General features: G+C 54.8%; 15 protein-coding genes. 3 read left to right on the top strand and 12 right to left on the bottom strand.

Annotation, left to right across the window (positions count from 1 at the left end; genetic code table 11):
- Window positions 1-6: 6 nt before the first annotated feature.
- Complete coding sequence (locus CJP46_RS03890; RefSeq protein WP_094594268.1) at window positions 7-1197, bottom strand: glycoside hydrolase family 88 protein; 1191 nt, start codon at window positions 1195-1197, stop codon at window positions 7-9.
- A 282-nt stretch (window positions 1198-1479) separates the two neighbouring features.
- The gene (locus CJP46_RS03885) at window positions 1480-2169 is read right to left on the bottom strand and encodes an ArsR/SmtB family transcription factor (RefSeq protein WP_094594267.1); all 690 of its coding nucleotides are present in this window, start codon (window positions 2167-2169) and stop codon (window positions 1480-1482) included.
- A 93-nt stretch (window positions 2170-2262) separates the two neighbouring features.
- Between CJP46_RS03885 and CJP46_RS03880 the strand changes: the two genes are divergently transcribed.
- A complete protein-coding gene (locus CJP46_RS03880; protein WP_094594266.1) occupies window positions 2263-2877 on the top strand; it encodes a flavin reductase family protein in 615 nt (204 codons plus the stop codon).
- 150 nt (window positions 2878-3027) lie between these two features.
- Here CJP46_RS03880 and CJP46_RS03875 read toward each other — a convergent pair whose 3' ends face one another.
- The gene (locus CJP46_RS03875; protein WP_094594265.1) at window positions 3028-3441 is read right to left on the bottom strand and encodes a rhodanese-like domain-containing protein; all 414 of its coding nucleotides are present in this window, start codon (window positions 3439-3441) and stop codon (window positions 3028-3030) included.
- Between the two features lie 177 nt (window positions 3442-3618).
- The gene (locus CJP46_RS03870) at window positions 3619-4455 is read right to left on the bottom strand and encodes an AraC family transcriptional regulator (RefSeq protein ID WP_094594264.1); all 837 of its coding nucleotides are present in this window, start codon (window positions 4453-4455) and stop codon (window positions 3619-3621) included.
- Window positions 4456-4603: 148 nt separating this feature from the next.
- Between CJP46_RS03870 and CJP46_RS03865 the strand changes: the two genes are divergently transcribed.
- Window positions 4604-5731 (top strand): glycoside hydrolase family 88/105 protein, encoded by a 1128-nt coding sequence (locus tag CJP46_RS03865; protein ID WP_256992174.1) that lies wholly within the window; start codon window positions 4604-4606, stop codon window positions 5729-5731.
- A gap of 83 nt (window positions 5732-5814) precedes the next feature.
- Here the strand turns inward: CJP46_RS03865 and CJP46_RS03860 are convergent, their stop codons facing one another.
- The 7 genes from CJP46_RS03860 to CJP46_RS03830 all read right to left on the bottom strand — a co-directional run bounded on the left by CJP46_RS03860 (window position 5815) and on the right by CJP46_RS03830 (window position 13746).
- Window positions 5815-7746 (bottom strand): FtsX-like permease family protein, encoded by a 1932-nt coding sequence (locus tag CJP46_RS03860; protein ID WP_094594263.1) that lies wholly within the window; start codon window positions 7744-7746, stop codon window positions 5815-5817.
- Window positions 7721-8494, bottom strand: coding sequence for an ABC transporter ATP-binding protein (locus tag CJP46_RS03855; protein WP_373557954.1), 774 nt, complete (start codon window positions 8492-8494; stop codon window positions 7721-7723). The genes CJP46_RS03860 and CJP46_RS03855 overlap by 26 nt, the downstream gene beginning before the upstream one ends.
- Window positions 8495-8672: 178 nt before the next feature.
- Complete coding sequence (locus tag CJP46_RS03850; RefSeq protein WP_094594261.1) at window positions 8673-9677, bottom strand: sensor histidine kinase; 1005 nt, start codon at window positions 9675-9677, stop codon at window positions 8673-8675.
- Window positions 9674-10378, bottom strand: a complete 705-nt coding sequence (locus CJP46_RS03845) for a response regulator transcription factor (RefSeq protein WP_094594260.1) — start codon at window positions 10376-10378, stop codon at window positions 9674-9676. Before CJP46_RS03845 ends, CJP46_RS03850 begins: the two co-directional genes overlap by 4 nt.
- Window positions 10379-10387: 9 nt before the next feature.
- A complete protein-coding gene (locus CJP46_RS03840) occupies window positions 10388-12244 on the bottom strand; it encodes an ABC transporter ATP-binding protein (protein WP_094594259.1) in 1857 nt (618 codons plus the stop codon).
- Between the two features lie 16 nt (window positions 12245-12260).
- On the bottom strand, window positions 12261-12740 hold the full coding sequence (locus tag CJP46_RS03835) for a MarR family winged helix-turn-helix transcriptional regulator (RefSeq protein WP_094594258.1): 480 nt from the start codon (window positions 12738-12740) through the stop codon (window positions 12261-12263).
- 97 nt (window positions 12741-12837) lie between these two features.
- Window positions 12838-13746, bottom strand: coding sequence for a LysR family transcriptional regulator (locus tag CJP46_RS03830; protein WP_094595053.1), 909 nt, complete (start codon window positions 13744-13746; stop codon window positions 12838-12840).
- A gap of 142 nt (window positions 13747-13888) precedes the next feature.
- Here CJP46_RS03830 and CJP46_RS03825 point away from each other — a divergent pair, with 142 nt between their 5' ends.
- A complete protein-coding gene (locus CJP46_RS03825; protein WP_094594257.1) occupies window positions 13889-14788 on the top strand; it encodes a DMT family transporter in 900 nt (299 codons plus the stop codon).
- 142 nt (window positions 14789-14930) lie between these two features.
- Here CJP46_RS03825 and CJP46_RS03820 read toward each other — a convergent pair whose 3' ends face one another.
- Entirely contained in the window at window positions 14931-15311 is a 381-nt protein-coding gene (locus tag CJP46_RS03820; RefSeq protein ID WP_094594256.1) for a hypothetical protein, read from the bottom strand.
- Between the last annotated feature and the right edge of the window lie 123 nt (window positions 15312-15434).

Genomic DNA, 15434 nt, shown 5'->3' with positions numbered 1-15434 from the left:
CCCCTTCTACCAATACGGCTTCCAGTCCCGGGTTACGCGAACCAGCGCCTCGTACATGTAATAGTCGCCCCAGATGCAGCATTCGTCCACGCCGTTTCCGCCCGGCTTGCTGTATACGGCATGCAGCAAAATGCCGTTCGACTCCGGCACGTGCCAGGTCATATAATGATCGACCAGGGATTTTAAAATCCGTAGAGCGGCATTCTCATATATCCGTTTCAGCGGATCGGTCAGCGGCAAATGCGCCGCGGCTTCGATCAATCCGCAAACCGCAATGGCCGCAGCGGAGCTGTCCCGCTCCTCATCCCCTTCCGTAAATATAAGATCCCAGTAGCACACCTCGTCCTGCGGAAGCCGGTTCAGGAAGTAATTCGCCAACCTGGCCGTTAATTGCAGATATCTGTGATCGCCAGTATAGCGGTAGGAGAGCGGAAAGCCGTAAATCCCCCACGCCTGTCCGCGCGACCAGCACGAATCGTCCGCATGCCCCTGCGCGGTGGAGCCATACTTCGGTTGTCCCGTTTCGATATCCATATAAAACGTATGATAGCTGGACGCGTCCTCCCGAATGAGGTGTTCCGCCGATTTCCGGGCGTGGGACTCAGCCGCCGCCTTGTATTTAGCATTACCGGTCACGTCTGATGCCCAATACAGCAGCGGCAGATTCATCAGGCAGTCAATGATGATCCTCCCCTGCTGCCTGGGATCCTGCAGGTTCCCCCAAGCCTGGATGATTCCCGCCTTGTCCCAGTAACGCTCCATCAGCAGATCGGCAGCCTGGACGGCGAGCGTCTTGGCCTCTTCGTTTCCGGTCAACTTGTAGGAAGCCACGCAGGACAGCGTATATAGGAACCCTAAGTCATGCGTGTCCGTATAACGCCGTTCCTCCACCCTCCTGCGGTAGCTGTCCAGCTGGCCCTCCGCGGCGGCACGGTACTTGGCATCGCCGGTCTCTTCATAAGCAAGCCACAGCATCCCGGTCCAGAAAGCCGGCGTCCACTCCTTGTTTCCGGTCTCCCGGTATACCAGATTCGTGCTCGCCTCCGATGGAAACGTGTCGTCCTGAAATGTCAGAAGATTCCGGTCCACTTGGCGCCGGATAAATTCCATGGCCTCCAGACACCGTTCCCGCGTCAGCCCGGAGTCCTCCATATACCTCCCTGAATTCTTGATGTCCTCGTCCTTCACCTGCTTCATCGCTGTCACCCTCCCTGATTGTTGTATTGTCGTTCGTCATGAACTGAATTGTAACCAGGCAAGGTCCCCATCACAATCGCCGTTATTCGTGGTCGCACTGCCGTTTTTTCTTATTGAAGCAGGACATGAAAATTCGTCGGTCGCCGAAAAAAACGTTAGGATGGACAAAAGATGGGGTGAAGGCGGGAACCTACAGGACTTCAGCATCATCCAACGGATATAAAAAAACGACCCGGCAGCAGCGGCTCGTAGAAGAGCCGCAATACACGGATCGTTTGATGATCAGGGTATCTCGATATGGAAAGTCTCCCGCAGTCCGCAGATCCCTTCATCGGTAATGCGCAGGGCTCGCGTTCCTTCCATTCGCCGCAGCCAGCGAAGCTCGAGCAGGCGCTCCAGCAGGGCGCTGCCCAGAGAGCCGGCCAAATGCGGCGTGCGCTCGCTCCAGTCCAGGCATTTGCTGCAAAAGCTGCGCCGTTTTTTTCGGGCGGCTTCCACATCAATGCCCAAATGTGCGAAGAAGGCGCCCCCTTCCCCGGTAATGGCAAAGGCGTCCTCATCCTCCCGAATGACGCGGGCATCGATCAAGGCGTCTCTCAGGCGGATGCCCAGGTCTCCGGCGACATGATCGTAACAAGTTCTCGCCCGCCGCAGATGGCGGTTTTCCTCCGATTGCCTCAACGACTTGATCTCAACCGGCGGCGCGAGCAGCAGCAGCGTTTCCACCGCGGCAGCCACGTCATGGCTTTTCAAGCCGTAATATCGGTGCCTCCCCTGCTTGTGCATAGCGACCATTCCCGCATCTTCCAGCTTGGACAGATGGTAACTCGCCGTCTGCGGCGTAATCCCCGCCATAAAGGCCAGCTCGCTGGCCGGATGAAACCGGCCGTCCATCATCGCGGTCAGCATCGCCGCACGCGAAGGATCGCTGATCATGGCCGCGGGATGAGCCGCAATCGGTCCTGCCTTCATCTTGCCCCCTCCTTTGCATTCCATATTTCGATGAACATTGTAATATGAACCGGTTACAATGTTCAAGTACTTACAAAAAGGAGGCGTTTGCCAATGACTGCAGCAGATCCGCAAACCCGTGCCATCACACCGAAAATTTTATATTATGGCATGCCTGTCATCCTGATCACGACATGGAACGAGGATACCACGGTCAATATTACCCCGATCTCCTCATCCTTTGCACTGGGAGACAATATCGTCCTCGGCATTTCAACGAGCAGCAAAGCTTATGACAATTTGACCCGTCATCCCGAATGCGTCATCAATATCCCTTCCGCCCCGCTGTGGGAGAACGTGGAGCGCCTTGCCCCATATACGGGCAGAACAGCCGTTCCAGAGTACAAGGAAGCTTTGGGATTTACGCATTGCAAGGATAAATTTGCCGCAGGGGGCTTCACCGCCGTCGATGCCGAGGTGGTACAGCCCTCACGGATTGCCGAATGTCCGCTGCAGATTGAAGCCCGGATCCAGCGGATGACGGTACCCGAATACGATCCTTTCTTCGCGATCGTGGAAACCCGCGCGGTCCGGGTTCATGCCCATGAGAACATCCTGATCGGAGAGCATCATGTCGACCCCCGGCGCTGGAAGCCGCTCATTTACAATTTCCGCCACTATTTCGGGCTGGGCAGCCCGCTCGGCGCCACCTTCCGTTCGGAAACCTGAACCTTTTGTCACAGCGTCTATCGACGTGCATTCTAAGAAGCCAGACCGCATTTAGCGGAAGTTTTTCCAAAAAAGCCCCCAAAGACGTTTGGTCTTTGGGGGCTTGCCGGCCGAAGTCGAATCTATGCCTATGTCTTTTGCCTATACCCGTCAGTGGCAGCAATCGGAGCAGCATACCGCCGTCCCCGTCTGGCCCTGCCGGTTTTTCCGTCTCGGCTCATCCTTGATGATGTACAGCTGACGGAATCCGACCCGTTTTAAAAACCTGGCCGCTTGCTTGCTCTGCCGGTGACTGCCGCCCAGAATCACAACCGGTTCGGAAGCGGACAATTCCTTCTTCCAGAGAAAAGGCAACCGGCCGAGCGAAATATTCACCGTACCGTTCTCGTGCTCCCGCAAATAATCCACCGGATCTCTCACGTCCAGCATCTTGATGTCTTGTTGATCCCCGGCGATGACTTTCAGTTCGTCGGGATGGATGGGCGTAAGACCATGGACAGGCAGGATATTCCGGAGCAGCCATATTCCAATGACGATAACGGCTGCCAGCAACAACCAAATCATCCGATTTCCTCCCTGGTTATATTGTAGCGAGGGATGATGTCCTTATCGCTTTACAGCAGCATAGTCCTGCTATACAGCAAATAAGAGCGCATTCGGACATGCATCCATTAACATTTTCTATAAGTCATTGACAAATTTGATTATAACCCCGGGGAGGAAATTGTCAATGCAGGATCACTACGAATTTCCCTTTCTATAATAAAGAGGAGCATGTCCCGTAACCGATTTAAACACACGGCCGAAATGCGTGACGCTGCCAAACCCCACCTTCTTGGCAATCAAGTGGACTTTCAATGTCGTCCGCTCGAGCAGTTTCTTCGCTTCCTTGATCCTGACGCTGTTCACATACTCCACGAAGGTAAAGCCTGTTGCGATCTTAAAAAACCTGCTCAAATAATATGGACTCGTGTAAAACCTCTCTGCTAACCCATGAAGCGGCAGCTCCTGCATATAATGCTGGTTGATATAATGGACAACTTCCGAGATTCGTTCGTGCATGGGGCTTGGAGCTTCCAGCCTCTCCGGATGAACCTGGCCCGCATGCCGGCAGCAAAGGATAAGCAGCTGCAGCGCCAAGGCCTGCGCGTACATTTCGAAGCCTGGTCTTTGATCCTGCATTTCCTGAATAATGCCCCGTGAAATCGTCTCTAAAGAAGAACGGTCATAGGGAGAACATTTAACAATGACGTATTCGTGATCAAACAGCGGCTGCAGCGTGTCTTTATAAGCTCCGTTCATTGCCATGAAGCATTCATGGATGTTAATGACGAGCCGCTCATGCTTTGGCATGGCCGCATTGGTCGTACGATGCAGAATGTTGGGGGGAATGATGACGACATTCCCTTCACTGACAACCATCGTCCGGTCCTTAATGAAAAATTCACGGCTGCCGGACATCAAATAATAAACTTCGTATGTACTGTGAAAATGGCTGGACGGCATATGATGGCTCAGCGCCTTCCGGTAGGATAGCGAGAAGGTCCCCTCCGCGTTTTCATAGTTAACATCATCCATCAGTACCCCAACCTCCCCACCGGTTTGCTTTCATTATACGCTCCCTTCGAATTGACGCAAGATATAAGAAGATTTTGCGTATTCCTGCAAAAACCGTACATATTCCTGTGATAATCTAGGCATAAGCACAAGGAGGGGGAATGTGATCGTGAACACGTCTGAACTTCAGTCCAAAGAGCCATTGCAAGAGGAAAGAACGCCCATTCAGTGGGCCGAGCAAGCCTGTGAAGCATTGATGAACAAATTCGAACCCGAATTGCTTCCTCCGGACCGGTTCCATTACCACCAGGGGGTCTTCCTGTCCGGCATGGAGAAATGCTGGCAGCAAACCGGAAAAGATCCGTATTATGACTACATCAAACGGTGGGTGGACAGTCAGATTCTTGCGGACGGCAGCATCAAAAAGTACAACCCCGATGAGCTGGATGATATTCAGCCGGGCGTGCTTCTCTTCAACCTGTATGAACAAACGGGAGACGAGCGTTACAAAAAAGCGCTGCACACGCTTGTCCCGCTGTTAAAGAACTGGAACACCAATCCGTCGGGCGGGTTTTGGCATAAGGGGCATTACCCGAACCAAATGTGGCTGGACGGGTTATATATGGCTGGGCCGATCGCCGTCCAGTTCGGCAAGACGTTTGGCGACAGCGATTACTTTGACATGATGGCCTTCCAGGCGGTTCTGATGGCGGAGCATACCAAGGATCCGGGCACCGGACTCATGTACCACGGATGGGATGAGACCAAAGAAGCGGCCTGGGCCGACCCGGAAACCGGCCTCGCTCCGGAGTTCTGGGGACGCGCCATTGGCTGGTATCCCGTCGCCCTGCTGGAAATGTTCGAACATCTGCCCGAGGATCATAAAGACAAAGCGGCGTTAACCGGAATCCTGCAAGAACTGCTAACCGCCCTGACGAAATACCAAGATTCCGCATCAGGCTTATGGTATCAGGTTGTCGACAAGGGCGACCGGCCGGACAACTGGCTGGAAAGCTCCTGTACCGCCTTGTACGTGCACGCCATTGCTAAAGCGGTGCGGTTCGGCTATTTGGACGAAAGTTATCTTCAATACGCCTGGAAGGGATATCAAGGCGTCATCGATACGCTAAAGTTTGACGGGAACGGCAGCGTGATCATCGGCCAAATATGCATCGGTACAGGGATTGGAGACTACGCCCACTATATTGCCCGTCCTACGAGCGAGAACGATCTGCACGGCGCCGGCGCCTTTATTCTAATGTGCGTGGAAATGAATTTGGCGAAAAAAGCGGGGTGACCCCGGAACGAGCATATCCCGCGTTTGAAACAGAAAACCGCCTCCTCACCGGATATGCCGGAAAGGAAGCGGTTTTCTTCACGCTACACCATCACTCGCTTAAGCTTGTGGACATAACGCGAACGCACGATCAGGAAGTACACCATCTGGACGATGACAAAAGCGATCGAAGCAATCAGAACGGACGTATTCACTTCCCCGACCCCAAAGTCCTTGCGGACGGCATTCAGTACGACAAGGGTCTGAATGACCGACACCACGATCGGAACGAAGAACAGGGCGGCAATCTGCAGCGTTGCGGCGCGGCTCATTTCCTGAACCTTCAATCCGATTTTGGACATCGCCTGGTACATCCGCTCATCCTGCGTCAGCTCATGATGCAGTTTGAAGTATAGGAAGCTGGCCGAGGACATGGACAGGACTGCCGTGATAAAAATACCTGCAAAACTCATCATCGAGAAGGACTGCCGCAGACCGAAGTAATCCCCGCCCCGAGCACTGATGATATTATTGGATTGGTCGCTCAGTTCCCTGTCGATCCCTTCCTGTTTCAGCTTCATACCGATCGTGATTTCCGGATCTCCCTCCGCAGGAACGGTTCCTGTCGACCATTCGGGAATCAAATACACGACGCTGCCCAAGATCCGGTATGACTCCGGTCCGGAGGACAGCAGCTTCTTGTGCGCCTGAAATTCCGCATCCGAAATGACCAGCGTATCCGAGACGGTAGGCGACACGTTGACGTCAGGCTTGATCGTGCCGGTGATATCCAGATCAGCTTTCGTATCCCTCAAAGTGATCTTTTTGAGATCGTACCAGCCCGGACGCGTTCGCGATACTTCCGTGGCAGGGATAACATGCACCGCTTGATGCAATTGCAGGTCGCCGACCTGCGGCGCACCGAAGTTTTCCGCCAGTTGGTTGTACATGGACCGCGGCATGACCGAAACCGAAGAGGTACCTTCCTCCACCACGGTATAATATTGCTCCGTGCGAATCGTCTGATAGGTTATGCCTTGACTGCTCAGCGATTGGTCGATCAGCGCCAAATCCCCCTTCACGCTGGTGTCGTCATACACCGAAAGCCGGATTGCATACGGATTCGCCCTGTAATTATCCTTGTTCGTCTCGTTGATGGACATCACGAACGCGACGCTCATGCAGGAAATGGCCGTGACGACCGTCACCATGAACAGCACTCTGGCATTGTCCTTCATCTTATAGGCCATCTCCGAAATCCAGATCAGGTTCGTTCCCTTCCACACCCATCTGCGGCTGCGTTTAAGCAGATGCATGACAAGCACGGTAATTTGCGTGAAAAAGAAATACGTCCCCGCAATCCCCGTCACCGCCGCGAGCGCCAAATTCACATGGAGTGACATATACCCGGCGGCCAGCAGGGCAATACCGAACAAGGAAATCAGGATGGACGCCTTCGGCTCGGTTTTCGGCCGGTTCGACCCTTGCAGCAGATGCAGAACATGATTACGGCGAATCAGGACCAGCGTAAAAGCCGAGATGGCGATAAACAGCAGGGCGAAAGCGGCGACCGTCAGCAGCACCGCTTTGATCGGAAGGTATAGTCCCAGCTTATCCATGCCCACGACCTTTGCGCTCAGCAGCAGAAACAGCTTGGACAGAATGAGGCCGCTCACGATTCCGGTCACGATGGACGCAGCGCCGATGATCATATTTTCGATAAAGACCAGCCGGCTGATTTGGCCTTGTTCCGCCCCAAGAATCGTCAAGATGCCGAACTCCTTGTTCCTCGCCTTAAGAAAAGCCCCGATCGAGTACAGCACAAACAGAAATGAAAAGATGTAAATGATGTACTCCATGATCATCATGACCAGCATCGTCGTGTGGCCGAGCTCGGTTTTGTTGATGTCCGGATGGAAAATAAACAAGGCATACGTAAAAAACACCATCACCATAAAGCTGCTGCTGAGGTAGTAAGCGAAATAAGCCCTGGCGTTGCGCTTGACGTTGTTAAACGCGAATTGAGGAAAGCTCATGTGCGTTACCTCCCAGGAAAGACAGCATCTCGATGATTTTTTGAAAAAAAGCCTGCCGGCTTTCTCCCCGGTGAATTTCTCCCGACAGCTCGCCGTCCTTAATGAAGACCACCCGGTGGCAGTAGCTTGCGGCCTGGGGATCATGCGTTACCAGCATCATGGTCACGCGATCGGACACGTTCAGCTTCTCCAGCGTTTCCATCACGTTGCGGGAGGAGGCCGAATCCAGCGCACCGGTCGGCTCATCGGCGAGCAGCAGGGACGGCGACGGTATGATGGCCCTGGCGATGGCAGCACGCTGCCGCTGTCCGCCGGAGATTTCATACGTGCGTTTGTTCAAAATATCGGTAATGCCAAGTTTGTCCGCAATTTGCACCAGCCGCGAATCAATATCCGGCAGCTTCACCCGGTCCAGCGTTAGCGGAAGCACGATGTTTTCGGCCACGGTAAGGGTATCAAGCAGGTTGAAGTCCTGAAAAACAAAGCCCAGCTGGCGCCGGCGGAATCCCGCCAATTCCTTCTTCTTCAGCTTGTGGGGATTTTGCCCATTGATCAGCACCTCTCCGGAACTCGGCGCATCGATCGTGGAGACCATGTTCAGCAGCGTCGTTTTGCCGCTTCCCGAAGGCCCCATGATGCCGACAAACTCGCCTTGCTTGATCGTCAGCTGAATATTCGTTAATGCTCGGGTGGTCACTTTGCCCGGATAGACCTTGCTCAGGCCGGTCACTTTCAATATATCCGTCACAGGAATGCTCCTTTCTTGTCTGTCGTCTGTGATACCTCTACTGTAAAGCATGACCCGCAGCCGAAACTATGGATTCGTCTTACGCTAATCTTAAACCTTCGTAAGGTTATGTTCGGACAGCACCGCAAAAAGGACGCCATGACGTTTCATCAAAGCGCCCTCTCCCTTTTTGCGGCGGCTAGATAGGTGACCGTAACGGCGCATCAAAAATGAATCTTACCGTCGTTCCCTGTTCCGGTACCGATTCGATCTCCACGCGGTGACCCAGCCGGCTGCACACCTCGCGGACCAGATACAGCCCCATCCCCGTCGATTCGTGATAGTTCCGGCCCGTACTTCCTGTGTAATAAGGCTCAAACACCCGCGCCAAATCCTCGGGCCGGATGCCAACCCCTTGATCCGTAATTTCCAGAACCGTTTCCGATTCACGCCGGTTGGCAGCAAACACTACGCGCTCTCCGCGGCCGGCCGAATACGTAACTGCATTCGTAATCACCTGACCCAACATGAAATGCAGCCACTTGGCGTCTGAGTATACAGCCATCTCCTCATCGATCCGGATGTCCGGCACGAGACGGCCTCGGATCAACCACCGCCGGTTGTCGGCCACGGCCTCCTGAACGGCGGTGCGCAGCGGAATAGCATCCACCCGAAAGTCATGCTCAAACCGGTCGAGCCGGGATGTATACAGCGCCATCTCCAATCCTTTGCGCAGCCTGTCGAGCTCCTCCTGAAGGCTGCCCTCTACCTCGCCATCCACGTCCAGATCCTGCAGCGTCAGCTGGATGACCGAGATCGGCGTCTTCATCTGGTGCACCCATCGGTTGATAAAAGCCGTATGAAGCGCAAGCCGCTGCCTGGTATCATAGAGCTCATTCTGATACAGCTGAAATTGATTCTCCAGCAGTTCATGCAGCGCATCGGCCAGCGGGGTCTCCCCGATTTCGTTCTGGGACTGGTCCAGCGTCCCAGCTGTCTCCGACAACCGCCGGTATAAACGGCGGTGGCTCAAATACCTATAGGTTAGATATACGAATAATAGAACCGTAATCAGGACGGCGCTGTACAGGGAGATGGAGAGGGAATGGCTTTCAGAACCCAGCCAGAACAGCGTTCCGACCAGGATGATCTGCACGAGGTATACGATCAGAAGCGGGATGTGCTCTTTCAGGAACAGCCTCACGGCGTACCCTCTGCCAAGATGCGGAGCACGTAGCCGGCACCGCGCACCGTTTCGATCCGTTCCTCCATGTCCAGCTCCTTCAGCTTCTTGCGCAGTCTGGTCATATAGACGTTCAGTGTGTTGTCATCAATAAAGTGATGATCCTCCCACAGCAGGTCCAGCAGACGGTTGCGGCTGACGACACGGCCGGCCCGGTTCATCAGCGCTTCGACCAGCATCGATTCCTTCTGCGTCAGCTCCACGCTGGCGCTGGCCGATGATAGAATAAACCGCTCCGGATACAGTGCCAGGCCGCCCGGCTCCTCCACCTTGCGCTCCTCCTGCCTGCCGGAGTATGAGCCGTAAGCCCGGCGAAGGCTGCTGCGGATTTTGGCCATCACCACTTCGTAAGCAAAAGGCTTCGTCATATAATCGTCCGCCCCGTTTTCCAGCGCCATTACCTGGTCCATTTCGCTGTCGCGCGCCGAAATGAACAGAACCGGGCATGTGGACACATGCCGGATCTGCCGGCACCAATAGAATCCGTCAAACTTCGGAAGATTGACGTCCAGCAGGACCAGATGCGGCTGGAAAGATTCAAACCGTTCCATCACCCGGTCGAAATCCTCCAGCACCGCCGCTTCGTACCCGTACTTCTCCACATGCGTCTTCAGCATGGATGAGATTTTGGCATCATCTTCAATGATAAATATGCGAAACAATGTGATCCCTCATTTCCTTTCCGCCGCCTGTGGAAGATTCAGGGCGGGTTCGGCCGCCGGCCCAGGCAGTTCCCCTGCCTGCGGCTCTTCCCCGATGCGCAGCTGCTGCATGGCAAACTCGCGGTACATGGTATGCGATTCGAACAGCTCCTGGTGCGTCCCGCTTCCGGTGATACGGCCCTTCTCGATGAACAATATCTGATCCGCATCGACGACGGTCGAGAGCCGGTGAGCAATGACCAGCGTCGTCCGGCCCTTCATCAAATTGTCGAGCGCCTTCTGGACGAATACTTCCGACTTGCTGTCGAGACTCGAAGTCGCCTCGTCCATCATCAAAATTTGCGGGTCCCGCAGCAACGCCCGGGCGATCGAAATCCGCTGGCGCTGGCCGCCGGACAGCTTCACCCCGCGCTCGCCCACTTCCGTGCCGTATCCGTCCGGCAGCTCATGAATAAATATATCGGCGTAAGCCATATGCGCCGCGCGTTCCACTTCTTCGTCCGTCACTTTCCGGTCCAGCCCGTAACAGATGTTATCGCGGATCGTGCCGGAAATAATCGGGCTCTCCTGCGGAACATATCCGATCCGGCTGCGCCAAGAATGCAGCGAGAAGGCGCTGATCTCTTCCCCGCCGATGCGGATGGTGCCGCCGGTCGGCTTGTAGAAGCGTTCGATCAGGGAGAACAGCGTCGTTTTCCCGCCTCCGCTTGGCCCAACGACGGCCGTCACCTTGCCGGGTACAAGCGTGAAGTTCAAACCGTGGAGTACGGCCTTGCCATCACCGCTATAAGCAAACGACAAATTCTCCGCCTCGATGGGTTGAGCCGCATCAGACAGCGTACGGCCTTGCATGACATCCTCCTGCTCGTCCTCCAAAATGGCGACGATGCGCTCGGTTGCGCCGACGGATTTTTGCAGCTGCGTGAAAAACGCCGTAATCTGGTTCACCGGCATGACGATCTGGAATAAGTACAGGATGAAAGCCACAAGTTCCCCGGCGGTCAGCGCTCCACTGGATACACGCATGCCGCCGTATCCAATAATGACGACGAGCAGGCCCATCATGACCAGTGAAATGATCGGACCGATAAACGCCTGCACTTTGCCCTCGCGTATGCCGAGCGAGAGCAGGCTCTCGATGGAACGCCGCCCAACCCGCTCTTCGCGGTCCTCGGCGTTCGAGGCTTTGACCAGCCTGATCTCGGACAGCACCTGGTTCAGCACCGCCGTGAACGAGGCGGTTTCATCCTGCATTTTCCGTGATATGTTCAGCATCGTCCGCCCGAGCGGTACCAGTACCGCCGAAGCCACCGGAATGGCCGCGAGCATGATCAGCGTCATCTGCCAGTCCATGAGCAGCAAAATGACGATCGAACCGATCATGGAGATGATGCCGTTAAAAAAACCGGTCACATGCTCCGACACCAGCGATTTCAGCACCGCGGTATCATTGGTCATCCGGCTGACGGTATCCCCGGTCCGGTTGTTGTCATAGTAGGGAATGGTGAGCGTCAACAGCTTCCTCCACAGCTTGTCCCGAAGCTTGGCCACCACCTCCTGGCCCAGCCGGTTCAGCAAATAGATCGAGACGCCTCCGGCAATGGCCTGCAGGACGAACGTCACGACCAGCAGTACGATTTGCTCCGGGCGGATCGATTCCACAGAAAAGCTGTCCACCAGGTTTTTCGTAAAATACGGGACGATCAGGCTAACCAGTGTCGAAATGACGCTCAGCACAGAGGCTACGACGAGCAGCCACTTCGACGGTCTCGTCTGCATCACGAGGCGGATGAACGCCTTCCAGTCTCCTTTCGGGGCGGCTGCTTCTTTCGAAGCCCCGCCGATTGCAGGTTGATGTTCCGTCATCGTTACACCGCTTCCTTTAAATGATATTGTCCAGACCCATTTTCTTCAGGTCTTCGGAAATTTCCCCATACATTCTCTTCAGCATGTCGATCATCTGCTGCTTCTCTTCACCTGTCAGCGGGCTGAAATACGTACGGTCCCGCTCGACTCTTGCCCGGTGCATCTCCTCATGCTCGCGCAGAAGCTCCATTCCGGCCTCGGTCATCCGATAGTAAATTTCTTTTTTATTGCCTGGCTTTTGATACTTTTCGATCAGCCCGTCCTGGATAAGCTTCTTCGTCGTTTTGCTGACGGCTCCCCGGGTGACCCGCAGCGCCTTCGACAGCTTCGTTACGTTCGGATCCTCCAAATGGTCGATCAGATCAATGCAGTGTACCTCCAGGAAGCTATTTTCGCGCATGAACCGAAACAACCGTTTCTCTTCCATATTTTTAATGATGGCATGACGTTCCGAGACCCGGTTAAACAAATTGCTCAGCTCTTCATCCTGCGTCATCGTATCCCCCTTACTTTGTTCCTTAAGAAACAATAACTATGAATTATACCGTCCGGATGGTTCTTGTCAAATTCAAGCGCGTCCACCCGTGTATACGTTAATCTCCCCTATGGGGTTTCGGAACTGCCGCCAAGGCTCCATCGGTAAGCCAGCTTCGGGCGCAATCGATCATCTTCCGCGTGGCCGGTGAGACGTTCTTCGTGGCGTTCAGGGCTATTCCCAGCGACCGGCAGCTTCCATCCTCGAGCTCCAGCGCCACCACCTCGTTCCGTCTTCCCCGGAGGATCATTTCCGGTAAAATGCTAATCCCGAGCCCGTTTTCTACCATCGCCACAATCGCATAATCGTCGGCCGCCCGGAATTTGACCGGCGGTTTGACCCTTCCCTTGCGCAGCACCCGCCGGACGTCGTAATCGCTGCCTTCCTTCGGCATGATGAAGGGCTCATTGGCAATGTCGCCGTAACGTATGCAAGTCTCCTTTTCCAGCCGGTGGCCCGGGGGGAGGATGCACAGCATCCGGTCCAGTTTTAACGGGATGACCTCGAAGGAATCCAGCGTGGGCATTGACACAAACCCGAAGTCGATTTCGCCGCTGAGCAGCCATTCCTCAATCTCATGGTAATCCCCTTCATACAAGTTCACGTCGATCCGGGGATGGCTGGCCAGAAAATCGCGGATAATCCCCGGAAGCCACTGCACCGATATACTCGTAAAGGTTCCGATCCGGATGGTACCGGTTTCCAGCCCGTTAATGGCTGCCACTTCCTGCTTCAGCCGCTCCTGCACCTGCATCATCTCCCGCACGAATGCGAGAACGCGATCCCCGTTATCAGTCAGGCGAACTCCGGAGCGGTTTCGTGTCAGGAGGGTGAAGCCGAACTCCGTCTCCAGGCTGTGGATGGCATGGCTGACGCCCGACTGGGTCAGACCGAGCACTTCGGCGGCTCTTGTCAGGCTCCCGAGCTCCACCACTTTGTGAAACACTTCATATTTAATCAGGCTCACTTTCGCCACCCTTTTTTCATTAATTTTGCTCATGTTTTACATTCAAAACATTCAATTTTCTTATTTTAAAATACCACGTATACTGGATCAGGCGAAAGCTGTTTCTCAAGTTTGATCATGAAAAGGCAGGGTCCCCCATTCCATGAAACCATTTAAAGCAAATGTCATGATTATGATCGTAACCCTTTTTTGGGGCTCTTCCTATCTGTTTATGAAAATGGGGCTGGATTCGGTTCAGCCTTTCAACCTGATCGCCCTCCGGTTCGGGCTGGCGTTCATCGCCGCCGGCTGCCTCTTTGCAGGCAGGCTTCGCCGCAGTACGGACGCCTCCGTCCTGAAGCATTCCGCACTCCTTGGCTTCATCCTGTTCGGCGTGTTTGCCTCCATCATGCTGGGGCTTCAAGGAACGTCCACGTCCAATGCCGGCTTTTTGATGAGTCTGACGGTCATCTTTGTGCCGATCCTCTCGGCCGTATTCGGCAAAAACATGCCAAGCAAGCGGCTCGTTCTGGGTGTCCTGCTGGCGATGACCGGAATCGGCCTGCTCACGCTGCGGCCCCAATCCGGCATCGGGCCCGGAGATCTGTGGTGCATCCTTGGCGCCCTGCTGTTCGCCGTCCACATGATGCTGACGGGCCATGCGGCCAAAAAAACGCCGGATCCGCTCTGCCTCGGCATCTGGCAGCTCGGCTTTGCCGGCGCGTTCGGACTCGTCTTCACGATGCTGTGGGAGACACCACGCCTGCCCGGCAGCATTCCCGGCTGGATTGCGGTGATGGCGCTCAGCCTCGTGTGCAGCGCGCTTGGGTTTATCCTGCAGACCATGGCCCAGCAGTATACGACCGCGACGCAAGCCGGACTCATCTTTGCGCTGGAGCCGGTCGTGGCCGCCGCCTTCGGACTGCTGTTCATGAACGAAACGCTGTCTGTCCAAGGGTATGCCGGAGCCGGTCTCGTTCTGTTCGGCGTTGCCCTATCCGAGCTCGACGTCAGGAAGCTGATCAGGCGGAAAAAGCAGCCGCGCCGCGAAGCTGCCGGATGACTTCCCTATGGATCCGGATGCGTTAAGCAATAAACGTACATAAGAACATGAAGAAAGGCGCTCCTCTCCATCAGAGGCGGCGCCTTTTTTCATGTCGACTGGACCCGGTCCATATGCCAATCCGTTCAACTTATCATTTCGTTTACGCGAGCATCAGCGCAAGCGTTGGCGTTCCGCCCGAAACGTCAACGAACAGCACGTAGTTGTTACCGTCCGTACCCTTAAGGACAAGCCCGGGCTGGCTGGGCATAACCGCCGCATAGAAATGGACCAGCTGCGGAGTGGAACCGCCCATCGGTACGGTCGGCTGGGCTTGCGCGACCATTCGGAACGCCGCGCTCACTGTGCTGCCGGCGCCGATATTAACGGAAACCGTCTGGCTGCCGTTGATCAGCGAGGACCCGGTAATCGTTTGATTCCCCAGCACGTTGAAATTTTGCATGACCGTTTCGTTGCCATTGACCTGCAAATCCTGACCGATCGTGGCATTACCCGTCACCTGAATACTATCAAATGTTGGCATATCTCTCATCCCTTTCCCTGAAGATAGAATAGTATATGCCAAGCTTGTCATTCAGCCCCGTGCTATTGTCTCAACATTCTTCGACCTGTGATATTGGAGCTATCCCCATTTGTTCTCTATCAC

This window comes from Paenibacillus sp. XY044 (genome assembly GCF_002257645.1).
In the GTDB taxonomy this organism is placed as follows: Bacteria; Bacillota; Bacilli; order Paenibacillales; family Paenibacillaceae; genus Paenibacillus_AQ.
Note: the sequence above shows the minus strand (reverse complement) of the source record. Positions and strands in the feature narration are given on the sequence as shown.

Coding starts and splice junctions, on each gene's coding strand:
- CJP46_RS03835 (WP_094594258.1), bottom strand. CDS start 12,740: ATGACGCAGGATGAAGAGCTGAGCAATTTGTTTAACCGGGTCTCGGAA.
- CJP46_RS03890 (WP_094594268.1), bottom strand. CDS start 1,197: ATGAAGCAGGTGAAGGACGAGGACATCAAGAATTCAGGGAGGTATATG.
- CJP46_RS03840 (WP_094594259.1), bottom strand. CDS start 12,244: ATGACGGAACATCAACCTGCAATCGGCGGGGCTTCGAAAGAAGCAGCC.
- CJP46_RS03860 (WP_094594263.1), bottom strand. CDS start 7,746: ATGAGCTTTCCTCAATTCGCGTTTAACAACGTCAAGCGCAACGCCAGG.
- CJP46_RS03885 (WP_094594267.1), bottom strand. CDS start 2,169: ATGAAGGCAGGACCGATTGCGGCTCATCCCGCGGCCATGATCAGCGAT.
- CJP46_RS03880 (WP_094594266.1), top strand. CDS start 2,263: ATGACTGCAGCAGATCCGCAAACCCGTGCCATCACACCGAAAATTTTA.
- CJP46_RS03820 (WP_094594256.1), bottom strand. CDS start 15,311: ATGCCAACATTTGATAGTATTCAGGTGACGGGTAATGCCACGATCGGT.
- CJP46_RS03825 (WP_094594257.1), top strand. CDS start 13,889: ATGAAACCATTTAAAGCAAATGTCATGATTATGATCGTAACCCTTTTT.
- CJP46_RS03875 (WP_094594265.1), bottom strand. CDS start 3,441: ATGATTTGGTTGTTGCTGGCAGCCGTTATCGTCATTGGAATATGGCTG.
- CJP46_RS03870 (WP_094594264.1), bottom strand. CDS start 4,455: ATGGATGATGTTAACTATGAAAACGCGGAGGGGACCTTCTCGCTATCC.